This is a genomic window from Dactylosporangium sp. CA-092794 (assembly GCF_050948465.1).
GTDB lineage: Bacteria > Actinomycetota > Actinomycetes > Mycobacteriales > Micromonosporaceae > Dactylosporangium.
Genome location: NZ_CP192044.1, coordinates 4,111,722 through 4,134,240 on the forward strand (window position 1 = coordinate 4,111,722; position 22,519 = coordinate 4,134,240).

24 protein-coding genes are annotated in these 22,519 nt (G+C 72.2%); 13 read left to right on the plus strand and 11 right to left on the minus strand.

Features of this window, described 5'->3' with window-relative positions; translation table 11 throughout:
• Positions 1–3: 3 nt before the first annotated feature.
• Positions 4–1,188: a TDT family transporter gene (locus tag ACQPXD_RS17680; protein ID WP_432839730.1), complete on the plus strand. Its 1,185-nt coding sequence runs from the start codon at positions 4–6 to the stop codon at positions 1,186–1,188.
• A gap of 11 nt (positions 1,189–1,199) precedes the next feature.
• Here ACQPXD_RS17680 and ACQPXD_RS17685 read toward each other — a convergent pair whose 3' ends face one another.
• The 3 genes from ACQPXD_RS17685 to ACQPXD_RS17695 are packed head-to-tail and all read right to left on the minus strand — an operon-like array spanning position 1,200 to position 3,704.
• A complete protein-coding gene (locus tag ACQPXD_RS17685; protein WP_432839732.1) occupies positions 1,200–2,105 on the minus strand; it encodes a hypothetical protein in 906 nt (301 codons plus the stop codon).
• Positions 2,095–2,889: an HpcH/HpaI aldolase family protein gene (locus tag ACQPXD_RS17690; protein WP_432839734.1), complete on the minus strand. Its 795-nt coding sequence runs from the start codon at positions 2,887–2,889 to the stop codon at positions 2,095–2,097. The genes ACQPXD_RS17685 and ACQPXD_RS17690 overlap by 11 nt, the downstream gene beginning before the upstream one ends.
• Entirely contained in the window at positions 2,886–3,704 is an 819-nt protein-coding gene (locus tag ACQPXD_RS17695; RefSeq protein WP_432839736.1) for a DUF6282 family protein, read from the minus strand. Before ACQPXD_RS17695 ends, ACQPXD_RS17690 begins: the two co-directional genes overlap by 4 nt.
• 212 nt (positions 3,705–3,916) lie before the next feature.
• Here ACQPXD_RS17695 and ACQPXD_RS17700 point away from each other — a divergent pair, with 212 nt between their 5' ends.
• From ACQPXD_RS17700 to ACQPXD_RS17710, 3 genes are all read left to right on the plus strand, one after another.
• Positions 3,917–4,594, plus strand: coding sequence for a GntR family transcriptional regulator (locus tag ACQPXD_RS17700; protein ID WP_432839738.1), 678 nt, complete (start codon positions 3,917–3,919; stop codon positions 4,592–4,594).
• Positions 4,595–4,701: 107 nt separating this feature from the next.
• A complete protein-coding gene (locus tag ACQPXD_RS17705) occupies positions 4,702–5,154 on the plus strand; it encodes a carboxymuconolactone decarboxylase family protein (protein ID WP_432839740.1) in 453 nt (150 codons plus the stop codon).
• Positions 5,151–6,830, plus strand: a complete 1,680-nt coding sequence (locus ACQPXD_RS17710) for a thiamine pyrophosphate-binding protein (RefSeq protein WP_432839742.1) — start codon at positions 5,151–5,153, stop codon at positions 6,828–6,830. Before ACQPXD_RS17705 ends, ACQPXD_RS17710 begins: the two co-directional genes overlap by 4 nt.
• On the opposite strand, the gene ACQPXD_RS17715 is transcribed toward ACQPXD_RS17710, so the two are convergent.
• The 6 genes from ACQPXD_RS17715 to ACQPXD_RS17740 are packed head-to-tail and all read right to left on the minus strand — an operon-like array spanning position 6,823 to position 11,339.
• Positions 6,823–7,596, minus strand: coding sequence for a carboxymuconolactone decarboxylase family protein (locus tag ACQPXD_RS17715; RefSeq protein WP_432839744.1), 774 nt, complete (start codon positions 7,594–7,596; stop codon positions 6,823–6,825). The genes ACQPXD_RS17710 and ACQPXD_RS17715 overlap by 8 nt on opposite strands.
• 6 nt (positions 7,597–7,602) lie before the next feature.
• Positions 7,603–8,484, minus strand: coding sequence for an NAD(P)-dependent oxidoreductase (locus tag ACQPXD_RS17720; protein WP_432839746.1), 882 nt, complete (start codon positions 8,482–8,484; stop codon positions 7,603–7,605).
• Complete coding sequence (locus ACQPXD_RS17725) at positions 8,481–8,840, minus strand: cupin domain-containing protein (RefSeq protein ID WP_432839748.1); 360 nt, start codon at positions 8,838–8,840, stop codon at positions 8,481–8,483. The genes ACQPXD_RS17720 and ACQPXD_RS17725 overlap by 4 nt, the downstream gene beginning before the upstream one ends.
• Positions 8,840–9,730: an NAD(P)-dependent oxidoreductase gene (locus ACQPXD_RS17730; RefSeq protein ID WP_432839750.1), complete on the minus strand. Its 891-nt coding sequence runs from the start codon at positions 9,728–9,730 to the stop codon at positions 8,840–8,842. The genes ACQPXD_RS17725 and ACQPXD_RS17730 overlap by 1 nt, the downstream gene beginning before the upstream one ends.
• Positions 9,727–10,566 carry an SDR family NAD(P)-dependent oxidoreductase gene (locus tag ACQPXD_RS17735; RefSeq protein ID WP_432839752.1) on the minus strand — a complete coding sequence of 280 codons (840 nt, stop codon included), beginning with the start codon at positions 10,564–10,566 and terminating at the stop codon, positions 9,727–9,729. Before ACQPXD_RS17735 ends, ACQPXD_RS17730 begins: the two co-directional genes overlap by 4 nt.
• A 2-nt stretch (positions 10,567–10,568) precedes the next feature.
• Positions 10,569–11,339 (minus strand): N-acyl homoserine lactonase family protein, encoded by a 771-nt coding sequence (locus ACQPXD_RS17740; protein ID WP_432839754.1) that lies wholly within the window; start codon positions 11,337–11,339, stop codon positions 10,569–10,571.
• A 237-nt stretch (positions 11,340–11,576) separates the two neighbouring features.
• Between ACQPXD_RS17740 and ACQPXD_RS17745 the strand changes: the two genes are divergently transcribed.
• Genes ACQPXD_RS17745 through ACQPXD_RS17765 form a run of 5 tightly spaced genes read left to right on the plus strand, consistent with a single transcriptional unit; the run spans position 11,577 to position 16,072 of the window.
• A complete protein-coding gene (locus ACQPXD_RS17745; protein ID WP_432839756.1) occupies positions 11,577–12,767 on the plus strand; it encodes an ABC transporter substrate-binding protein in 1,191 nt (396 codons plus the stop codon).
• A gap of 12 nt (positions 12,768–12,779) precedes the next feature.
• Positions 12,780–13,646, plus strand: coding sequence for a branched-chain amino acid ABC transporter permease (locus tag ACQPXD_RS17750; protein WP_432839758.1), 867 nt, complete (start codon positions 12,780–12,782; stop codon positions 13,644–13,646).
• 2 nt (positions 13,647–13,648) lie between these two features.
• The gene (locus tag ACQPXD_RS17755; protein ID WP_432839760.1) at positions 13,649–14,656 is read left to right on the plus strand and encodes a branched-chain amino acid ABC transporter permease; all 1,008 of its coding nucleotides are present in this window, start codon (positions 13,649–13,651) and stop codon (positions 14,654–14,656) included.
• Positions 14,653–15,366, plus strand: a complete 714-nt coding sequence (locus tag ACQPXD_RS17760) for an ABC transporter ATP-binding protein (RefSeq protein WP_432839762.1) — start codon at positions 14,653–14,655, stop codon at positions 15,364–15,366. Before ACQPXD_RS17755 ends, ACQPXD_RS17760 begins: the two co-directional genes overlap by 4 nt.
• Positions 15,359–16,072, plus strand: coding sequence for an ABC transporter ATP-binding protein (locus ACQPXD_RS17765; RefSeq protein ID WP_432839764.1), 714 nt, complete (start codon positions 15,359–15,361; stop codon positions 16,070–16,072). The genes ACQPXD_RS17760 and ACQPXD_RS17765 overlap by 8 nt, the downstream gene beginning before the upstream one ends.
• 8 nt (positions 16,073–16,080) lie before the next feature.
• Here ACQPXD_RS17765 and ACQPXD_RS17770 read toward each other — a convergent pair whose 3' ends face one another.
• Positions 16,081–16,815: an SDR family NAD(P)-dependent oxidoreductase gene (locus tag ACQPXD_RS17770; RefSeq protein ID WP_432839766.1), complete on the minus strand. Its 735-nt coding sequence runs from the start codon at positions 16,813–16,815 to the stop codon at positions 16,081–16,083.
• Positions 16,812–18,314 (minus strand): flavin-containing monooxygenase, encoded by a 1,503-nt coding sequence (locus ACQPXD_RS17775; RefSeq protein WP_432839768.1) that lies wholly within the window; start codon positions 18,312–18,314, stop codon positions 16,812–16,814. Before ACQPXD_RS17775 ends, ACQPXD_RS17770 begins: the two co-directional genes overlap by 4 nt.
• A 336-nt stretch (positions 18,315–18,650) precedes the next feature.
• Here ACQPXD_RS17775 and ACQPXD_RS17780 point away from each other — a divergent pair, with 336 nt between their 5' ends.
• Genes ACQPXD_RS17780 through ACQPXD_RS17795 form a run of 4 tightly spaced genes read left to right on the plus strand, consistent with a single transcriptional unit; the run spans position 18,651 to position 22,516 of the window.
• Entirely contained in the window at positions 18,651–19,718 is a 1,068-nt protein-coding gene (locus ACQPXD_RS17780) for an extracellular solute-binding protein (protein WP_432839770.1), read from the plus strand.
• 2 nt (positions 19,719–19,720) lie between these two features.
• Positions 19,721–20,650: an ABC transporter permease gene (locus ACQPXD_RS17785; protein WP_432839772.1), complete on the plus strand. Its 930-nt coding sequence runs from the start codon at positions 19,721–19,723 to the stop codon at positions 20,648–20,650.
• The gene (locus tag ACQPXD_RS17790) at positions 20,647–21,447 is read left to right on the plus strand and encodes an ABC transporter permease (protein ID WP_432839774.1); all 801 of its coding nucleotides are present in this window, start codon (positions 20,647–20,649) and stop codon (positions 21,445–21,447) included. The genes ACQPXD_RS17785 and ACQPXD_RS17790 overlap by 4 nt, the downstream gene beginning before the upstream one ends.
• Positions 21,437–22,516 (plus strand): ABC transporter ATP-binding protein, encoded by a 1,080-nt coding sequence (locus ACQPXD_RS17795; protein WP_432839776.1) that lies wholly within the window; start codon positions 21,437–21,439, stop codon positions 22,514–22,516. Before ACQPXD_RS17790 ends, ACQPXD_RS17795 begins: the two co-directional genes overlap by 11 nt.
• Positions 22,517–22,519: the final 3 nt, after the last annotated feature.

Sequence of the window (22,519 nt, forward strand, 5' to 3'; positions counted from 1 at the left end):
CTTATGAGGGCAGAGGCGGGCGCCGCCTACCGGCCGGGCGGGCGGCGGCGCAGCCTCAAGCACATGACCGCACTGCTCGCCGCCCAGGTCCCGGCTCCTGCGGCCGGACGCCGGGACGCCTTCGCGTATCTGGGGCCGAACTGGTTCACCACCGTGATGGGTACCGGCATCGTGGCCAACGCCGCCGTCAGCCTGCCGGCGCACTGGCCCGGCCTGCGGGCCGTCGCGACGCTGGTGTGGGCGCTCGCGGCCGTGCTGCTGGTCGCGGTGACCGCGGCGTGGGCGGTCCACCTGCGCCGGCACCGCGCGACCGCCCTCGGCCACGCCGCCGACCCGGTGATGGCGCAGTTCTGGGGCGCGCCGCCGATGGCGGCGATGACCGTCGGCGGGGGCGCGCTGCTGGTGGGCCGGGACTGGCTCGGCTTGCCGGCCGCGGTCGCCGCCGACCTGGTGCTGTGGACCGCCGGCACGGTGGGCGGGCTGGTCGTGGCGGTGGCGATCCCGTACCTGATGATGACCCGCCACGAGACCGGCCCCGGCGCCGCGTTCGGCGGCTGGCTGATGCCGCTGGTGCCGCCGATGGTCTCGGCCGCGAACGCCGCGCTGCTGGTGCCGCACCTGCGCAGCGGCCAGCTCCGGCTGGACCTGGTGCTCGCCGGCTACGCCATGTTCGGCATCAGCCTCGTCGCCACGCTGGTCATCCTGCCCCAGCTGTGGGCCCGGCTGGTGCACCACCGCACCGGCCCGGCCCGGCTGGTGCCCACGCTGTGGATCGTGCTCGGCCCGCTCGGCCAGTCGATCACCGCCGCGCACCTGCTCGGCACCGCCGCGGCGGGCGTGCTGCCGGAGCCCTACGGCCCGGGCGCGCAGGTCTTCGCCCTGCTTTACGGGCTGCCGGCGCTCGGCTTCGCGCTGCTGTGGCTGGCCCTGGCCGCCGCCCTCGCGGTGCACGCCGCCCGGTCGGCGCCGGGCGGCGTGCCGTTCACGCTGGCCTGGTGGAGCTTTGTCTTCCCGGTCGGCACCCTGGTCACCGGCACCGCGGGCCTCGCCGCGCGCACCGGCTCCGCCGCGCTCACCACCTTGGCCGTCGCCCTCTGGCTGCTGCTCCTGGTGACGTGGGCGACGGCCGCCGCCCGCACGTTCTCCGGCGCCCGTCGCGGCGACCTGCTGCGTCCGCCGAGTCCTTGAGCAGGCGGGGGCTACGCGGGCTCGGGGGCCGGGTAGTCGGCGGCGTTGAAGACCCAGCCGTCCATGGCGGAGAAGTCGAAGCGGGGCGGGGAGAAGATGTCGATCAGGTGGTTGGTGCCCGCGCCGACGGCCTCGCTGGTGTGCAGCGACGGGGGCGGGATCACCGTGACCGAGGGGCCGAAGACGGTCTCGTGCTCGTCCTCGCGCCAGTTGGCCCGGTTGGTCGTCCAGGGCCAGCGGATGTGGTGCACATACTCGCCCTGCAGCACCACCGAGCACTGCTCGAAGTCGTCGTGCGTGTGCGGGGAGAGCTTCGCCGGGTCGCGCGGGCCCTGCACCGGTTCGATGAAGTTCACCATGAACGTGGTGCAGCGGAAGAGCCGGAACTTCGGGTTGGCCAGGGGCGGCACGGTCAGGTCGTAGGTGCGCACCCGGTAGCCGCCGACCGGCTCCGGCCACGGCTGGAACGGCGCGATGTTCTCGTGCCGATCGGCGTAGGAGGCGGCGTTGGCGGCGAGCGCGGCCACGTCCTCGGCGCGGGTGGTCAGCAGCCGCAACACGCGGCCCCGGCCGGTGATCCGCACCGAGCTGTCCCCGGGAGGCACGACGATCATCGTGCGGCCGGCGGCCGGTACCTCCGCACCGGACGCGGTCACCGTCGCGCTGAGCCCGTCGTCGAGCAGCAGCACGACGTGCTCGTCGGGGTGCGCCGTGCGGTCGAAGGCGGCCGTACCGTCCACTTCGGAGTATCCGACGACGAAGTTCTGCCCGCGGGCATACCACGTCGCCACCTCCCCGGTCTTCTCCACCGGCGGCAGCTCGCCGAACTTCACATGCTCGGAACCGGAGAACCGCTCGGGCACGGCCACCTTGGCGGCGGGCAGGGTCGAGCGCGCGTCGGACGGGTCATAGGGCATCGCTGGCTCCCTCGGCGAGGCGTTGGCGGACGTCGGCGACGGTGGTCGCGGCGGCGGAACTGAGCAGGCTGGTGTCGTTGCTGACCATGACGTAGCGGAAGCCGCGGGCGGCGGCCGCCTGGGCCTGCCGCGCGTTGCCCACCGCGGTCCCGGCCGGCACGCCGCGCGCGTCGGCGGCGGCCAGGAAGCGCTCGACGAGCTTCTGGATGTCCGGGTCGGACTCGGGCAGGCCGGAGGACAGCTGCAGGTCGCCCATGCCGAGGAAGACGCCGTTGAGCCCGTCGACGGCGAGGATCTCCTCCACGGCCTCGATCGCGGCCCGCTCCTCCAGCTGCACCGCGCGCATGACCTCCTCGTCGCCGAAGCGCAGGTACTCCGCCCGGCCGAGGGCGCCCCACCGGCCGGCCCGCGACGTCATGCCCATGCCGCGGTCACCGCGGGGGGAGAACAGCATCTGCGCGGCGGCCGCGCGGGCCTCCTCGGCCGAGGTCACCCGCGGCACGAGGATGCCGTCGACGCCCGCGTCGAGCAGCCGCTGCAGGTGGCTGCCGCTGCGGTCGGGCACCCGCACCACGACCGACAGCCCGGCGCCCTGTGCCACGACGGTGGCGGCGTAGGCGAACTCGAACGTCAGCGGCGCGTGCTCCTGGTCGATGACGATGAAGTCGAAGCCGGCGTCGGCCAGGATCTCCACCGGCTCCAGCGCCGGGGTCTTGAGCCAGGTGCCGATCAGGCACTGCGGGGCGGTGGCCAGCCGCTTGGCGAAGCCCTGCCGCGCGATCATGCGTCGAGCCCGATCAGGCGGGCCGGGTTGTCGTGCACCATCAGCCGAATGTCGCGCTCCGGCACGCCGCTGTCCAGCAGCCGGCCGACGATGGCCAGGTAGCCCTCCATGGGCAGCGGGTTGCCGACCTGGCCGAGATCGGAGCCGAGCGCGGTGTGCTCCGGTCCGACCAGCTCGATCCAGTCGAGCAGCACCTGGAGGGGGAAGATCTTGTCGTTGTGGTACATCGCGACCTCGTGCTCGATGACCGCGCCCAGCTCGGCCATGGCGATGGCGTCCTTGGCGCCGACGTCCACCACGTAGTTGGGATGGCTGAGGATGAGCCGGCGGTGCCCGGCCGCCGCGGCGGCCTCGACCAGCGCGCGGGCCGCCTCCGGCCCGAGGTGACCGGTCGAGATCAGCGCGCCGGCCTCCTTCGCCTGCTCGATGATCGTGTAGACCGCGGGCAGCAGGTCGCCGTCGGGGCCGAAGATGGGCACCTCGTCGCTCTGCATCATGCCCAGCGGCTGGAAGTGGCTCTGCACCGCGGGATCCTCGGCCGCGTGGCAGAGGTGGGCGGGGGAGGAGATGGTCGGGAACCAGATCACCCGGCCGCCCATGCGCAGGCAGCGGTCGACGGCGTGCGGGTTGAGCCCGCCGACCTGGCTGTTGAGCGCGATCCCGCCGTAGACCCGCGTGGACACCCCGGACAGCAGCGGCGCCATGGAGAGCACGTCGGTCACCGTGTCGTGGTAATGGCACTTGACGACGATGGCCCGGAACCCCAGCGCCGCGGCCTGTTCGGCCGCCTCGGCGTGGGTGATGCGCCGCGGCATTGGGGACGGTCCGGAATGGCAATGCAGGTCAACCGCGCCCGCCAAGAGCTTTTCCACCGCGCCCATGTCGCTCCTCACAAGGAGTTTTGTTTCGCGGAAATGTATCATCGTCATACGATCTGCGGCAACCCGGCAGGCTTCTGCCGGAGTGCTTGTGCTGGGTACCATGGCAGGAAATCCGACGTGGTGTGTGTGTCGACAGGGAGTTTGCAGTGACGAGGGCCAATCCATTGCGCGTCGAGCGCACCCCCGCGCTCATCCGCTCGCAAGTCGTCGACAACCTGCGCCAGGCGATCCTCGACCGCCGGCTCGCGCCCGGCAAGCGCCTGATCGAGCGCGAGCTGGTCGAGCTGACCGGTGTCTCGCGCACCAGCGTCCGCGAGGCGCTGCGCGAGCTGGCCGCCGAGGGCCTGGTCACCGCCATCCCCAACAAGGGCACCGTCGTCACCAGCGTGAGCGCCGAGGAGGCGCGCCAGCTCTACCAGGTCCGCTCGGTGCTGGAGGCGCTCGCCGGCCGGCTCTTCGTGCAGCACGCGAGCGCGACCCAGCGCCGGGCGCTGGTGAAGGCGCTGGAGCGCATCGAGCGGCTGACCGTGAAGGGCGCGCCGGTGCTGGCCGCCAAGGACGCCTTCTACGAGGTGCTGTTCGAGGGCGGCGGCAACGACGCGCTGCGCTCCGTGGTCGCCGGGCTGCACGCGCGGGTGAGCGTGCTGCGCTCGCTGTCGCTGTCGGTGCCCGGCCGCACCGAGAACAGCACCAAGGAACTGCGCGCGATCGTCGACGCGGTGCTGGCCGGCGACGCCGACGCGGCCGGGGAGGCCTGCGCCCGGCACGTCGAGGAGGCCGGCCGCGCCGGCCTGCTCGCGCTGTCGGAACAGGACGGCGCCTGAACCCCTAACATGCGGCCGCACGCCGTGACGGCGTTTCCACGGGTCTGCTGAGATTGTATGATGGTCGTACGCAGTGCCGGTAGCTGGCGCCTGAATGGGAGCGGTCTATGAGTGATGACGACAGCCGACTTGAGCGCGGCAACCAGGTCCGGCGCGAGGTGCTCGGCGATGCACACGTGGACCGGTCGCTGGCGCAGGCCACCGACTTCTCCCGGGTCGTGCAGGAATACGTGACGGCGAGCTGCTGGGGCGACGTCTGGTCGCGCGGCGGGCTCGACCGGCGCACCCGCAGCCTGGTCAACCTCGCGATGCTGACCGCGCTCAACCGGCCGCGCGAGTTCCAGGTCCACGTGCGTGGCGCGATCCGCAACGGCTGCACCGAGGAGGAGATCCAGGAGGTGCTGCTGCAGACCGCGGCCTACTGCGGCGCCCCCGCCGCGCTCGAGTCGTTCCGCCTCGCCGAGCGGACCCTGGAGGAGCTGCGCCAGGAGGCGCCGATCGACGGCGAGCCGGTCGCCGGCCTCGCCACCGGCATCACGACCGGGTTCACCGCCGCGTGAGCGGGCACACCGGCGCCGAGGTCGTCGCCGACATGCTCGACGGCTACGGCGTGACCCACGTGTTCCTGGTGCCGGCGATCCTCCGGCGCACCCTGGCCGAGCTGGAGCGGCGGCATCCCCACATCGCCCGGGTGGTCACCCACGGCGAGAAGTCCGCCGCCTACATGGCCGACGGCTACGCCCGGGTCACCGGGCGCCCGGGCATCGCGGCGGCGCAGGTCGTCGGCGCGCTCAACCTCGCCGCCGGGCTGCGCGAGCCCTTCCTGGCCGGCTCGCCGGTGATCGCGCTCACCGGCGGTCGCTTGCCGGCGACCAAGTTCCGGCAGGTGTACCAGGAGATCGACGACCTGCCCGCGTTCGACCCGGTGACGAAGTTCAACGGCACGATCGACGACGCCGGCCGGTTCCCCGACATGCTCCGGCACGCCTTCCGGGTCGCCACCAGCGGCCCGCCCGGCCCGGTCCACCTGCAGATCCAGGGCAACGAGGGGCAGCTGGACACCGCGGAGACCGACGCCGAGCCGATCGTCGAGCCCGGTTTCGCGCGGGTGCCGGCGCTGCGCCCGGCGCCCGGCGACGACGCGGTCGCCGAGGTGCTGCGCCTGCTCGCCGCCGCGGACCGGCCGGTGATCGTGGCCGGCGGCGGCGTGCGGGCCTCCGGCGCCGGCGCCGAGCTCATCGCGCTCGCCGAGGCGCTCGGCATCCCGGTGGCCACCTCCGCCAACGGCAAGGACACCATCCCGGGCACCCATCCGCTCTCCGTGGGCGTCGTCGGCTCCTACTCGCGCGAGTCCGCCAACCGGATCGTCGGCCGCGCCGACCTGGTCTGCTTCGTGGGCACCCACACCGGCGGGATGACCACCCACTTCTGGGCGGTGCCGCCGATCGGCACCCCGGCGATCCAGATCGACATCGAGCCGACCCATCTCGGCCGTAACTACCCGCTGCGGGCCGCGATCTGCGCCGACGCGAAGGCCGCCCTGGCCCGGCTGCTCGCCCTGTCCGTCCACTCTGGACGGCCGGACCGGTCGGCCTGGCTCGCCGAGGTGGACGCGGAGCAGGCGGCCTGGCGCGAGCGGTACCGTGAGGTCCTCACCAGCGACGCGGTGCCGATCCGGCCCGAGCGGATCTGCGGCGAGCTGACCGCCGCCCTGCCGGCCGACGCCGTGGTGCTCGCCGACACCGGGCACGCCGGCATGTGGATGGCCCAGTTCTACGACGTCACCGACCCGGGCCAGGACTACCTGCGCAGCGCCGGGCACCTCGGCTGGGCGTTCTCGGCCGGCATCGGCGCCAAGTGCGGCGCCCCCGACCGGCCGGTGGTCGTCTTCACCGGCGACGCCGGCCTCTACTACCACCTCGGCGAGATCGAGACCGCCGCCCGGCGGGGCATCAACCTGGTCACCGTCGTGAACAACAACCACGGCGGCAACCAGAGCAAGCGCGGCTTCGACCGCGCCTACGGCGGGCAGGGCAGCGAGCAGTCCCGCGAGCTGTGGACCTATCGCGACGTCGACTTCGCCCGCATCGCCGGGGAGATGGGCGCGCTGGGCATCCGCGTCGACAAGCCGGGCGACCTGGCCCCGGCCCTCGACCGGGCGCTGAGCGCGGGGCGACCCGTCGTGGTGGACGTGCACACCGACATCGACGTGGTCGCCCCGCTGCCGGTCAGCTGACGGCCGTCGAGGAAGACGAGAAGGCGTCCAGCTCCTCGGCGAGGATGGGCGCCGCCGTGGTCGCCGCGTGGATGCCGATGACGCTGGCGATCTCCAGGACCTCGACGATCTCCTCGGTGGTGGCGCCGAGGCGGATCGCGTTGCGCATGTGCAGCTTCAGGCCGGGCACGTAGAGGTGGGTCGCGGCGGCGTCGAAGGCGATGTACACGAACTCCTTGACCTTCGGCTCCAGCACGCCGGTCTTCCAGGGCACGGAGGAGAACTCGACGTACGCCTCGAAGAGCTCCGGATCGAGCTCCAGCAGGCCGTCCCAGAACTCGTGCCAGTACCCCCGATTCCTGGTGAACTCCGCCTTCAGCTCCTCCTGGTGCTCGCTCAGCGGCGCCGGGCCGGTCCGCTTGCCCTCCTCCTCCAGCACCTCGATCAGCAGCGGGATGCCGATGTTACAGGCGTGGATGCCCAGCGTGCTGGTCAGCTCCAGCACCTCCATCAGCTCCGCCGCGGTGGCGCCGAAGGCGAGCGCGGCGCGCATGTGCTGGCGGACGCCGGGGGTGTAGAGGTGGGTGGCGGCGGCGTCGACGGCGATGTACATGAACTCCTTGACCTTCGGGTCCAGGTGGTTCTTCCGCCACGGCACCGCCGACCAGGCCAGGTAGGCCCGCAGGAAGGCCGGATCCAGCTCCAGGATCCGCTCCCAGGCGTCGCTCCACGTCGAACGGACGGCGATGAACTCGTCCTTCAGCTGCTGCTGTTCGGCGGTCAGCATCTCGCGCTACTCCTCATGCTCGGTGGTGTCACGATGCCCGGAGAGCCAGGCCGCGACCTCGGTGTGATCGGCGTCGGCGGGCAGGTCCTCGGCGGCCGCGGCCCAGGCGGCCACCGCGGCGGCGGAGACCGGCGCCGGCGTGCCCGTGCCCTGCTCCAGGCCGAGCGCGATGCGCATGTCCTTGAGCATCAGGCGCAGCCCGAAGCCGGAGTCGTACTTCCCGGTCAGCACGAACTTCGGCCACTTCGTCTCGGTGGAGCCGCTGCGGCCGCTGGAGGCGTTGACGATGTCGAGCATCACCTGCGGGTCCAGGCCGAACGCCTGCCCGGCCAGCAGCGCCTCCGACGTCACCATGAGGTGCGCGGCGGACATCAGGTTGTTCAGCGCCTTGACCGCGTGCCCGGCGCCGACCACCTCGCCCGCGTGCACGACCCGCGAGCCCAGCGCGTCGAAGATCGGCCGCAGCCGGGCGAACGCCTCCGCCGGGCCGCCCGCCATGATGGTCAGCGTGCCCGTGCGGGCGCCCCCGACGCCGCCGGAGACCGGCGCGTCGACCAGCGTGACCCCGCGCTCGGCGGCGCGCGGGGCGAGCGCGCGGGTGCGGGCCGGGTCGGAGGAGCTCATGTCGACCAGCAGCGTGCCCGGCGCGAGCCGGTCGAGCAGCCCGTCGCCGAGCACCACCCGCTCGACCACGGCGGAGTCGGGCAGCATCAGGATCACGACCTCGGCGCCGGCCACGTCGAGCAGCCGCTCCGCGACGGTGGCGCGGCCGGCGAAGCGCTCCCGGGCGGCCTGCGCCACGTCGAAGACGGTCAGGTCGTGGCCCGACCCGATGAGGCGGCCGGCCATCGGCTCGCCCATGTTGCCCAGGCCCACGAACCCGATCATGCGACCGCCTCGCGCCATGCGGTGCGGCCCAGCGAGATCGCCAGGTGGATGAGGTACGTCTCGGGGCCGCCGCCGTGCCAGTGCACCTCGCCCGGCGGCACCCAGACCGTGTCGCCGGCCGACAGCCGCTGCGGCTCGCCGCCCTCGGAGCAGATCAGGCCCGAGCCGGCCGTGACGACCAGGATCTGGCCGCGCTCGTGGGAGTGCCAGAAGGTGCGGGCGCCGGGCGCGAAGAAGACGTTGGCGAGCGTGACGTCGGGGCCCGCGCGCAGCGGGTCGGCGAACACGGTGCCGGTGAACGTCGCCGTGCGCTGCTCGGACGGCGCGTGGTCGGCGTATGCGCGGATGATTTCCATTACTCCTCCGTGGTGTGCAGCCGCGTGCCGCCCGCGACGTCGCCGATCGCGTCGACGACCCGGTTGCTGATCTGGTCGGCGTAGCCGAGGTTCATGGCCAGCCCGAACGCCGCGAGTGGGCCGGCGGCGGACAGCGACGGCACGCCCAGCCGCCCCAGACAGTCGACGTAAAGGGCGACGTCCTTCATCATCAGCGCGTTGGTGAGCCCGCCGGTGAGGTAGTCGCCCTTGACGATGTGCGGGAAGCGGTTGAGGGTGGCGAAGTTGACCCCGCTGCTGGCGTTGACGACCTCCAGCACCTGGGTCAGGTCCAGCCCGGCCCGTTTGGCGGCCACCATGACCTCGGCGGTCGCGGCCAGGCTGATCGCGTTGAGGAAGTTGTTGAGCACCTTCGTGGTGTGACCGGCCCCGGACTGTCCCATGTGGACGACGGTGGTGGCGAACGCGGCGAAGACGCCCTCCACCTTGGCCAGTGCCTCGGCCGAGCCGCCGACCATGATGGTGAGCGCGCCCTTCTCCGCGGCGGCGGCACCGCCGGAGATGCCCGCGTCGAGGTACTCCACGCCGGCCTCGCCGAGCTCGCCGTGGATGCGCACGGTCGAGGCCGGTGCCGCGGTGCTCAGGTCGATCACGATCTGGCCCTCCCGGGCCGACTCCAGCACGCCGCCCGGGCCGAGCACCACCGGCTCGACCACGCGGCTGTCCGGCAGCGACAGCAGGACGGCGTCGCTGCCCTCGACCACGGCCCGGACGCTGTCCGCCGCCGTGGCGCCGGCCTGCGCCGCCCGCGCCGGATCGGTGTCGAAGCCGAGCACCGGCGTGCCCGCGTCGACGAGCCGGCGGGTCATCCGCCCGCCCATGTTCCCCAGCCCGATGAAACCAACCCTCACGATCTGTCCTCTCCGTAAAGCGCGCGGTCGACGGCGGCGAAGTCCCAGGCGCCGGCGCCGCCGGACGGGCGTACCGTGCTCACGATGTTGGCGCCGCCGTCGACCGAGACCACCTCGCCGGTCATGTAGGCGGCGTCGTCGCTGAGCAGGAAGGCGACCACCCCGGCGATGTCGTCGCCGGTGCCGGCCCGGCGCAGCGGCGTGGTGCTCGCCCGGCGGACCATGTCGTCCTTGCCGCCGGCCGCGGCCGGGGTCGCGGCGAAGAGCTCGGTCGGCACGATGCCCGGCGCGACCGCGTTCACCCGCACGCCCAGCGGCCCGCCGTACATGGCGGCGCCGTGCAGGATGCCGAGCACGGCGTGCTTGGAGGTCTGGTAGGCCAGCAGGTCGGCGCTGCCGCGCAGGCTGCCGATCGAGCCGGTGATGACGATGCTGCCGGGCGCGCCCTGCGCGGCGAACTGGCGGAACGCCGCCCGGACGCCGAGGAACACGCCGCGCACGTTCACCCCCATGACCCGGTCGAACTCGGCGGCGGTGAGCTCGGGCAGCGTCGCGAACGACCCGGCGATGCCGGCGTTGAGGTGGTGCAGGTCGACCCGGCCGAAGCGGTCCACGGCGGCCGCCATGTAGGCCGCCACGCCGTCCTCGGCGGAGACGTCGGCGCGCAGCCAGGCGCTCTGCGTCGGCAGCGCCTCGGCGACCGCCTTGGCCCCGGTCTCGTCGGTGTCCACCGCGACGACGTGCGCGCCCTCGGCGGCCAGCCGCCGGGCGGTCGCCGCCCCGATGCCGCCGGCCGCGCCGGTGATGACCGCGACCTTGCCGGACAGTCCGCGCATGGTTACCTCTCCCCAATGGTGATCCGGGCGGCGAGGCCGTCGCCGATGACCGGGAACCGCCGCATCACGTCCGGGTCGTGCCCGGCGACGAGGCGGTGCGTCGCGGACAGCTCGCGCAGCCGGTCGAATGCCGCATACATCGCCGGCAGGTCGGCGACGTGGGTGAACGGCCGGTCCCGGTCGAGCTCCTCGTAGTAGTGCAGGGCGTCGGAGGCGAGCACGACGTCGCCGGCGAGCACCACCAGCTGCCCCGGGGTGTGGCCGCCGACCTCGAGCAGCTCGACGCCCCCGGGCAGGCTCGCTTGCCCGTCGACGAACCGGACCCGCCCGGCGGCGTGCGCCTCGCGCAGCGCGGCCGCGTCGTCGGCCTCGCCGGAGGTGGCGAACAGCGCCCTGCGGCCCATCGGCCCGGTCCAGAACTCGTACTCCCGGCCGGACACCACCAGCTCGGCGGCCGGGAAGGCGCGCAGGTTGCCGATGTGGTCGTAGTGGCCGTGGGTCACCACCAGCGTGGTGATCGCGGCCGGGTCGACGCCGAGCCGCTCCAGGGCCCGCACCGGCGGGCAGAGCATGGTCCGCTTCCGGCGCGCGCCGCTGTCCTCGTTGAAGCCGCAGTCGACGAGGACGGTCGCCCCGTCCACCCGCACGATCCAGAAGAAGTAGTCCATCTCCAGGTCGGCGTCGGGCTCGCCGTAGACGTCGTAGTGCAGGAACACGTCGCTCTTCCGCGTCCGGCGGGTGCCGTAGCGAACGGCGAGCACTTCTCCGATCACGCCTGGGACTGTACGGCAATCATACAATCGTGTCACCGCCGAGGAGCATCGATGCGTTGTCCGGCCATCGTACGCGGCCCGGCGATCATGCGGTCAAATTGTCGGACCGTCGGACGTTGTCCGGGGTGCCCGGCAGCCATTACAGTCACTGCATGGCGCACCGCCGGCGCCGCTGGGCCCGCACCCGCAAGACGGCGGCCTCCGCCCGGCCGTATCACCGTCGAAATGGGGTTCCTCATGTCATCGCCCGGATCCGGCGCCTTACGCGCGTCGATGGCGGCCTGCGTGGCCGCGCTGTCACTGCTCGCCACCGGCTGCTCCAGCGCCCTGTCCGACAACCCGTCCGGCGACGCCGGCGTCATCCGGCTCGGCTTCGTGGCCGAGCGCAGCGGCGTCTACCAGAGCTACGGCAACACCATCTACCGCTCCAGCAAGCTCGCCGTCGACGAGCTCAACAAGGCCGGCGGCGTCACCGTGGCGGGCAAGAAGTACACCTTCGCCCTCGACCTCTGCGACGACAACAGCGACCAGGCCCAGGTCGCCGCGTGCGCGACCAAGCTGGTGAAGGACAACGGCGACCGGTTCGTCTTCGGCGGGCTCGGCCAGTTCGGCCCGATCGTGGCCGGCATCAGCGACCCCAGCGGCGCGATCTACTTCGCCTCCGGCTCGGCGGTCGCCAACAAGCTCGGCGACTACAAGAACGTCCTGCTCGTCGTGCCGGCGCTGCCGGTGCGCATGCAGCTGGCCGTGAAGGGGCTGCGGCAGGCCTACCCCGACGCCAAGCGCATCGCGATGCTCGGCGACGAGGAGGCGACCACCACGCAGACCTTCCCGCCGCTGGCGGACCTGATGAAGCAGGCCGGCCTGGAGATCGTCAGCACGCAGACGGTACCGCAGAACCAGAACGACTACTCGGCCCAGCTCACCGCCATCAAGGCCGCCCAGCCCGACGTGCTCTACGCCTACGTGTCCAGCCCAGAGCGGCTGCAGACGATGCTGACCACGGCCGAGCGGCTGCACGTGACGACCAAGGTGTTCCAGTGGACGTTCGGCTGTGACGCGCCGTCGAAGTACCTCAAGGAGACCACCTACACCGGCGACACCTTCGCGGGCGCGAGCACCAGCCAGCCGCCGGAGAACGTGGCCGCCTTCCTCAAGAACTACTACGCGCAGCCCAACACCCCGAACCCGGACCCGAACATCGACGCCGCGCTGTGGAACTACGACTTCTTCGGCATGCTCGGCAAGGCCATGGCCGACGCCGGCAGCACCTCCGACACGGCGAAGATCCTGGCGAGCTTCGGCAAGGTCTCCTACTCCGGGCTCAACGGCACGGTGACGATCAAGGACCGGGCCGCCGTCTTCCAGCAGTCGATGTGCACGCTGTCCGGCGGCAAGATCTCCACCTTCCTCGTCCAGCCCTCCTGACCGGCGCGCGCGATGAGTATCTTCCTGCAGCAGGTGTTCAACACACTGAGCTCGGCGAGCGTCTACGCGCTGCTCGCCGTCGGCGTGACGCTCGTGTTCGGCCTGACCCGGATCGTGAACTTCGCGCACGGCGACCTGCTCACGGTCGGCTCGTACGTGCTGTTCCTGGTCGCCCCGGGCGGGGCGGTCTGGTTCCTGGCCGGCTTCACGGCGGCGATCGTGGCGGTGGCGGTGCTCGCCGTCGTGCTGGAGCGCCTGCTGTTCCGGCACACGCTCGTCGCGCCCATCCGCGGCTTCCTGGTCTCGCTGGGCCTCATCCAGATCATCGAGAGCGGGCTGTCGTACGCCTTCACCGCCAGCCCCCGCACCGTCCACCCGGCGATCGACCGCGTGTGGACGGTCGGCGGGGTGGACATGCCGGCCGACCGGGTCCTCGTCATCGTGGGCACGGTCGCGGTGTTCCTGGCCCTCACGTACTACCTCGAGCGCACCAAGGCGGGGCTGATGATCCGCGCGGTGGCCATCGACGCGGAGACCGCCGGGCTCATGGGCGCGCCGGTGACCAGGGCGATCGCCGGCGTGTTCGCCCTCGGCGGCATGCTCGCCGGGGCCGGCGGCGCGTTCGGCGCGCTGCTGGCCCCGGTCACGCCGTTCCTCGGCTACAGCCTGATCCTCAAGGGCTTCGCGGTCGCGCTCATCGGCGGGCTGGGCAACGTGCGCGGCGCGGTGCTCGGCGCCATCGTCCTGGCCGCGCTGGAGACGATCGTCATCACCATCGGCCTGAGCACGTGGGTGAGCTTCCTGGGCTTCGCGATGATGATCGTGCTGCTCGTGGTCCGGCCCAGGGGCCTCCTGCGCGGCGTGGACGCGGAGATCTGACCATGACACGGTACTGGAAATCGCTGCTCGTGCTGGCCGTCCTCACCGTCCTGGCGCTGCTGCTGCCCGCGGCCGGACCCTCCCAGCGGGTGCTGAGCCTGGCCACCCTGGCCGGCATCTACGCGATCGTCACCTACGGCGTGGCGATCCTCTACGGCACCGGCGGCCTGCTGTCGATCGCGCACGGCGGGCTGTGGGGGATCGGCGCCTACTCGGCCGCGCTGCTCGTCGTCGACCGCGGCTGGGGCTTCCTGGCGGTGCTCGGCGCGGCCGTGGTCGTCACCGCGTGCTTCGCCACGGCGGTGGCGCTGATGTCGCTGCGGGTCAAGGGACACTACTTCACCATCATCACGTTCGCCGTCGCGGAGGGCATCCGGGCGCTGCTCAACGCCTGGGAGCCGGTGACCCACGGCACCGAGGGGATCGTGGTCTCCGCCCCGGTCCGCATCGGTGGGCTGGAGGTCTCCGGCAACGCGGACTGGTACACGCTGGTCGTGATCAGCCTGGCCGTGGTCATCGCGCTGACCCGGCTGGTCGTGGTCTCGCCCTTCGGGCGCAGGCTCGCGGCCACCCGGGACAACCTCGACCTGGCCGCGTCGGTGGGCATCGGCGTCGGCTCGCTGCGGCTGGCCGCGTTCGGCTTCAGCGGCGCGCTCGCCGGCGTCGGCGGCGCCTACTGGGCCATGTCGCAGAGCTACGTGCACGGCGACCAGTTCGGCGCCGGCGCCAGCATCGTGTTCATCCTGTGCATGCTGCTCGGCGGCGCGAAGTACACCTACGGCCCGGCGATCGGCGCCCTCATCGTGGTCTTCATGCCGCCGCTGCTCGCGCTGCCGCCGCTGGCCGGCACCGCCGCCCTCGGCGTCGTCTTCATCATCGTCATCATGGTCGCCCCGGGCGGCCTGGCCGGCCTGCCCGACCGCTTCCGCGGCGGCCGCCGCCCCGCGGTGCCGGATCCGCCCGACGTGCCCAGCCAGGCGGCCGAGGTCGTGGCGGAGCGTGCGTCATGACCGCCACCGTGCTGCAGGCCCGCGGCCTGACGAAGCGGTTCGCCGGGGTCACCGCGCTGGCCGGTGTCGACCTCGACGTGCACGAGGGCGAGATCCTGGCCGTCGTGGGCCCCAACGGCTCGGGCAAGACGACGCTGTTCAACGTGGTCTCCGGCTTCCACTCGGCGACCGCCGGGACGGTGACCTTCCGGGGCGCGGTCATCTCCGGCAAGCGGGCCGACCGGATCAACCGGCTGGGCCTGGCCCGCACCTTCCAGCAGGCGATGGCCTTCCCGACCTTCACCGTGGCCGAGAACCTGGAGCTGGCCCAGCTCGCCCACCGCGACGACCCGGCCCGCCGGCGCGAGCTGCTGGGGCTGTGCGGCCTGGCCGGTGTGGCCGAGGCCCGCGCGGCCGACCTGCCCTACGGCCTGCAGCGCAAGCTCGGCGTGGCCGTGGGCCTGGCCACCGGCCCGGCCCTGATGCTGCTCGACGAGCCGGCCGCCGGGCTCTCCGACACCGACGCCGAGGACCTGGCCGAGCTGATCCTGGCCCTGCCCGGCCGGGGCGTCAGCGTGGCCTGCATCGATCACAACCTGCCGTTCCTGCTGCCGATCGCGCACCGGGTCGTGGTCCTCGACGCCGGGCGGAAGATCTTCGACGGCGAGCCCCTCGAAGCGCGGCGCTCGGCCGCTGTGGTCGAGGCGTACCTGGGAGGAAGCGATGTCTGACCCTGCCGCCCTGCTGGAGATCGAGGGGCTGTCGCGCGGCTACGGCCCGGTCGCCGCGCTGCGGGACGTCTCGCTGCGCATCGACCCGGGCGAGGCGGTGTTCCTGGCCGGCCCCAACGGCGCCGGGAAGACGACGCTGCTGCGGGCCGTCTCGGGGCTGGTCCCCGGCGGCGGGGGCCGCATCTCCTTCGCCGGCCGGCGGATCGACGGGCTCACCCCGTGGGCCATCGCGGCCGCCGGGGTCGCCCACGTCCCGCAGGGGCGGCGGTGCTTCGGCCCGTTGTCGGTGGAGGAGAACCTCCGCCTCGGCGCCTACACCCGCACCGCGGGCGTCGCGGCGGCGATCGACGCCGCCTACGAGCTGTTTCCGGTGCTCAAGGAGAAGCGCCGGCAGCGCACCGAGGAGCTCAGCGGGGGCCAGCAGCAGATGGTCGCGATCGCGCGGGCGCTGGTGGCGAGCCCCAAGCTCATCATGCTCGACGAGCCGTCGCTGGGCCTGGCCCCGATCATGGTCGAGGGCGTGCGGGTGGCGCTGCGGCGGATCCTGCACGAGTTCTCCACCAGCATCCTGCTGGTGGAGCAGAACGCCCGGCTCGCCGTCTCGGTCGGCGCCCGCGGCTATGTGCTGCGGTCGGGCCGGGTCGTGCTCGCCGGGCCGTCGGCCGAGCTGGAGGGGCAGATGAAGGAGGCCTACCTCGGGGTGTGACCCCGAGGTCAGCGGGCGATGTATCCGCCGTCCACGCTGAGGATGGTGCCGGTGATGCCGGCCGACTCGGGCGCGGCCAGGAAGACGATCGCGCGGGCCACCTCGTCGGGCGTCGACATGCGCCCGATGGGGTGGTTGCTCAGGGTCACCGCCAGGCTGGCCGCCGGGTCCGGGTCGGCGGCGCGGGCCTCGTCCATGAACTCGGTGTCGACCGCGCCGGGCGCGACGGCGTTGACCCGCACCCCCCGCCCGGCGCACTCGATGGCGAGCTGGCGGGTCAGCTGGACGATCGCGCCCTTGGTCATCGCGTAGACGCTCTGGTTGGCCACGCCGATCAGGCCGGAGATGGAGGCCACGTTGACGATGCAGCCGCCGCTCTCGATCAGGTGGGGCAGCGCGGCGCGGGCGAAGCGGAACGCCGGGCGCACGTTGACCGCGAACAGCCCGTCGAAGTCGGCGTCGGAGGTCTCCAGGATCGGCCGTCGCAGGAACCGGGCGGCATTGTTGACCAGCAGGTCGAGCCGGCCGAAGCCGGTCACCGCCCGCTCGATCGCCGCGCCCGGCGTGCCGTCGGCGGTCACGTCGGCGACGACGGGCACCACCCGGCCATCCTCGGCGAGGTCGGCCACCGCGGGGGAGACGTCGACCGCGACGACCCGGTATCCCGCGGCCAGCAGCCCGGTGACGACGCTGCGGCCGATGCCCCGGGCGGCGCCGGTCACGATCGCGGCGGGCTCGCTCACGCGTGCTCCCTTCCCACTCGCCTGCCGCGCAAACCGAAGCGGTCGAGCACCCGGAGCATGGCGAGATATCGCAGGTGGGACCCGGGCCACTGGGTGATGTTGTGGCCGGTGTCCGAGTGGTAGTAGTTGTGGCAGCCGGACTCCATGGCGGAGGCGGCGCTGGACAGGCGCCGGTCGATCCAGCGCACATAGCGGCGCTGAGCCTCCGGGTCGGTGTCGACGTCGCGCCAGCGGCCGCTCACCAGCCGGGCCACGGCCCGGGTCGCGAGCTCGGCCTGGCGCTCCAGCTGGGCGATGATGGACAGCCCGCCGTTGGTGTTGGGGCCGTAGAGCACGAAGAAGTTGGGGAAACCGGCCACGGTGACGCCGAGGAAGGCCGAGGCCCGCTCGGCCCAGGCGTCGTGGATGCTGCGCCCGTCGCGCCCCTTGACGTCCAATGTGGACAGGAACCGGGTCGGCTGGAAGCCGGTGGACAGGACGAGCACGTCGATCTCGCGCTCGGCGCCGGTCGCGTCGACGATCCCGGTCGGGGTGACCGAGGTGACCGGGTGCGGCACCAGCTCGACGTTGTCGCGGTTGAAGGCCTGGTAATACGTCGTGGCGAGGATCGGGCGCTTGCAGCCCCACGGATAGTCGGGGGTGAGCGCGCGGGCGACCTGCGGATCCTCGACCGTGCGGGCGATGTAGCCCTCGCACAGCTCGCGCATCTGCTGTTGCCGGCGGCTGGTCACGTCGAAGCCCTTGAAGCGGCGGATCGACTGGTAGAACAGCCAGGCCCGGTGTGCGCGGAAGGCGAGCGGGACGTGACGATACATCCACCGCTCCCGCGGGGTGAAGGCCCGCTCCCGCTTGGGCTCGATCCAGCCCGGCTCGCGCTGGAACACGTAGAGCTGCTCGACCTGCGGGGCGATCGCGGGCACGACCTGGGCCGCGGTCGAGCCGGTGCCGACCACGGCGACCCGCTTGCCGGTCAGGTCGTGCTGCGGCTCCCAGCGCGAGGTGTGGAACGAAACGCCGGTGAAGTCGGACAGGCCCGGCCACTCCGGATAGCGCGGCACGCTGAGCAGCCCCAGCGCGGAGATGACCACGTCGAACTCGTGGTCCTCGCCCGACTCGGTGCGCAGCCGGTAGCGGCCGGTGGACTCCTCCCAGACCAGCTCCGCCACCCGGGTGTCGAGCCGCAGGTGCGGGCGCAGCCCGAAGTGGTCGACCACGTGCTCGGCATAGGCCAGCAGCTCCGGCTGGGTGGCGTGGGTGCGCGGCCAGTCGTAGCGCACGAACGAGAACGAGTAGGCGTGCGAGGGCACGTCGACCTCGCAGCCCGGGTAGCGGTTGTCGAACCAGGTGCCGCCGACGCCGGCGGACTGCTCGAAGATGGTGAACTCGACGCCGGGCAGCCGGCGCAGCTTCACCGCGGCCGCGATGCCGCCGAAACCGGCTCCGATGATGGCGACCCGGACCCGGCGGCGCGCGCGGGGCCGCATCAGCAGGGCAGGCATGGCGGTGACCTCCGTACTCCGACGGTGACTTGTGACGGTAACCCCGTCCGCGATGGGCGGGAAGTGTGGTCGCGCACAACTCTGGCGCGTCGGTGTTGTCCTTCCGCACAGCTCGACCATCTGTCCGACCGTCATACATTATCAGCGGTACCGGCCGGGTCGCCAGAGCCGTTTCAGCGGCGTTAAGAAATGATTGACTGTCTGACAATTTGGGTCTAGCGTTCCCGGCAACTCGCCGCGGGGACCGCCGCCCTGCGCCACCGGTGACCCGTCCCGCGTCGCAGGCGGCTTCGAACAGCGCTCGTGCCAAACACCGGCCAAACTTGGAGGCGTCTGGTGAATCGCAAGCATCTGCTGATCCCACTCTTGGCAACGGCACTGGTAACCACCGCGTGCGGATCCTCCACATCGGACGGAGGAGCCGGCGCTCCAGCGAGCAGCAAGACCACCATCACCTGGCAATCGACCGGCGGTGATGGACAGAAGCAGGAGATCCAGGCGTTCCAGGAGCCGTTCACCGCCAAGACCGGCGCCAAGTTCAACAACGTCACGTCCCTGTCCTACATCGCCCAGCTGCAGACCATGGTCGACGCGAAGAAGACGATCTGGGATGTCGTGCACACCGGGTCGTATCTGGCCATGGCCTACTGCGGCAAGCTGTTCGAGAAGGTCGACACGAGCAAGATGGCCGCCTCGCTGATGCCGGCGGGCACGACGACCGAGTGTTCGGTGCCGGGCACGAAGTTCGCCACCGAGTTCGCCTACAACACCACGGTCTACAAGGACGTCGTGCCGACGAAGATCGCCGACTTCTTCGACACCAAGAAGTTCCCCGGCAAGCGGGTCGTCTACAACAACCCGAAGGGCATCCTCGAGGCCGCCCTGGCCGCCGACGGGGTGCCGCCGGACCAGATCTTCCCGATGGACGTCGACCGGGCCCTGAAGAAACTCGGCACCATCAAGTCCGACCTGATCTTCGCCCCGTCCTACACGGCGTTGCAGCAGAACCTGGTCGACAAGCAGGCGACGATGACGCTGACCCTCAACGGCCGGCTGAGCATCATCAACGACAGCGGCGGCACCATGGCGCCGGTGTGGGACTTCTCCAGCTGGGACTACGACGCCTGGGTGGTGCCCAAGGGCGCGCCCAACGCCAAGGCCGCCGAGGAGGCGATCGCCTTCGCCCTGGAGCCGGCCCAGCTGAGCAAGTACAGCTCGCTCAACGGCCTCATCCCGGTCCGCAGCGACATCGATCCCGCCTCGATCCCGCTGAAGGAGAACGTCAAGCTCTTCAACGCCTTCACCGGCGCGCAGCGGGGACAGCTGGCCCGGCAGGACGCCGCCTACTGGGCCGCGAACGTCGCCGAGGTGACCAAGAAGTGGACCGCCTGGCAGGTGGGCTGAGCATGTCGGTGGCATCCGAGGTCGACGTCACGACCCCGCCCGCCGCCGCGGGCCCGGGGCCCGGCCGCGCGCTCGCCGCGCGCGCGGCCGGCCCCGTGCTGCTCCTCCCGGCCGTCGTCGCGTTCGCCCTGCTGTTCCTGTATCCGCTCGGCCGCATCGTCTACGTCAGCCTCACCGAGCCGGCCGCCGGCTTCGGCAACTACGCCGACGTGCTCGGCGACGGCTACACGGTGCGCATCGTGCTCCGCACGATCTGGGTCGCCCTGCTGGTGACGCTGATCGACCTGGTCATGGCGTTCCCGTTCGCCTACGCCATGACGATCACCGGGCCGCGGGTGCGGGCCGTGCTCTTCACCATCGTGCTCATCCCGTTCTGGACCAGCGCGATCGCGAAGAACTTCGCCTGGCTGGTGCTGCTGCAGTCCGGCGGACCGGTCGACCGGTTGCTGGGCGTCTTCGGCGTGCACCACCCGCTGATCGGCACCACCCAGGCGGTGGTGGTCGCGATGTCGCAGGTGCTGCTGCCGTTCGCGGTCCTGCCGCTGTACGCCCGGCTGGACCAGATCGACCGGCGACTGCTCGACGCCGCCCAGGGCCTCGGCGCGACCCGGGCCGGCTCGTTCCGGCAGGTGTACCTGCCGCTCTCGGTGCCGGGCGTGGCCTCGGCGGCGACGCTCACCTTCATCCTGTCGCTCGGCTTCTACATCACCCCGGCGATGCTCGGCTCGGCCCAGCAGACCCTCATCGCGCAGCTGGTCATGATCCGGGTACAGCAGGTGCTGGACTACCCCGGCGCGGACGCGATCGGCATCTTCCTGCTGCTGGTCACGCTGGCCATGCTGCTGCTGAGCCGGCTGCTGTCGGCGCGGGCGGGCGGCGGCGGGGCGCCCGGCGGCCGCGACCTCGTCGGCCGGATCGGTCGTGACGCGTGAACGCCCGCCGGATCCCGCTCTACGCCTTCGTGACGCTGGTCGCCGCGCTGATGACCCTGCCGACGCTCGTGCTGATCCCGATGAGCCTGTCCAGCGGCACGACGTTTCAGTTCCCGCCGCCGGGGTGGTCCGGCCAGTGGTACCGCAACCTCGTCGACGCCCCGCAGTGGCGGGAGGCCACCGTGACCTCGCTCAAGGTCGCGCTGCTGGTCACCCCGCTGGCCCTGGCGATCGGCACGTGCGCCGCGTTCGGGCTGGCCCGGCTCGGCCGGCGGGTGCGCGCCGCGGGCATGACCACGCTGGTCTCGCCGCTCATGGTCCCGCACATCCTGGTGGCCCTCGCGGTCTACGGGATGTTCCTCAAGCTCGGGCTCAGCGGCACCCTGCAGGGGCTGGTGTTCGGCCAGACCGCCCTCGCCGTCCCGTTCGTGCTGATCGCGGTCTCGACCCGGCTGCAGGGCTACGACCGGTCGCTGACCTCGGCGGCGCTGAGCCTCGGCGCCACGCCGTTCACCACGTTCCGGGCCGTGACGCTGCCGCTGATCCTGCCCGGCATCCTGGCCGGCGCCGTGATGGCGTTCGTGGCGTCGTTCGACGAGCTCGTCATCGCGCTGCTGCTGCAGGGGCCGGGCGCGACCACGCTGCCGGTGCAGATGTTCAACAGCGTCGCCGAGGAGGCCGACCCGACGATCTCGGCCGCCTCCACGGTGCTGGTCGTGGTCGTCAGCGCGGTCATCCTGCTGGCGCAGCTGGGCTGGATCCGCAGGGACCGAAAGGCGGTCGGACATGGGGACTGAGCACGAACCGGGCCACATCGAGATCGGCCGGCTCACCAAGCGCTTCGGTGCGGCGGGGGAGGCCGCGGTCGACGGGATCGACCTGAGCATCAAGGCGGGGGAGTTCATGACCCTGCTCGGCCCGAGCGGGTCGGGCAAGACGACCACGCTGAACATGATCGCGGGCTTCGTGCCGCCGACGTCCGGCTCGATCCTGCTCAACGGCCGCGATCTCAGCCTCGTCCCGCCGTACCGCCGCGACTTCGGCATGGTCTTCCAGAACTATGCGCTGTTCCCGCACATGACCGTGTTTGACAACGTGGCCTTCCCGCTGCGCCAGCGCCGGATGCCCCGCGAGAAGATCCGCGCGCTCGTCGGCGACATCGTCGCCCGGTTCGGCCTCGGCGGCATGGAGTCGCGCAAGCCCGACCAGCTCTCCGGCGGCCAGCAGCAGCGGGTGGCGCTGGCCCGGGCGGTGGTCTTCTCCCCGGCGGTACTGCTGCTCGACGAGCCCCTCGGCGCGCTGGACCGCAAGCTGCGCCAGTCGCTGCAGGCCGAGGTCAAGCGGCTGCACCGGGAGCTCGGGCTGACCTTCGTCTTCGTCACGCACGACCAGGACGAGGCGATGTTCCTCTCCGACACCATCGCCGTGTTCAACCACGGCCGCATCGAGCGGGTGGGCAGCCCGGCCGAGCTCTACGACGACCCCGGCACGCTGTTCGTCGCCGACTTCCTCGGCGAGGCCAACGTGTTCCCCGGCGCGATCGTCGACGCCGGCACCTACCTGTGGACCGACCGCAAGTGGCGGATCGCCGGCCCGCCGGCGCCGGCCGACGCGGTGCTCATCGTCCGGCCCGAGCGGGTGCGGATCTTCGGCGCCGACGCCGTGCCCGACGGCTGGAACGCCACGCCCGCGGTGGTCACCGACTACTCGCGCCTGGGCGCGGTGTGCCGGGTCGACGTGCGCTTCCCCGACGGCTCGCCCGGCTCGGCGACCATGCCGACCGGCGGCCTGCCGGTGCGCCCCGGCGACAGCGTGCAGGCCGCCTGGGAGCCGGGCGCGCAGGCCTTCGTCGTGGCCGGGGCGTGAGGC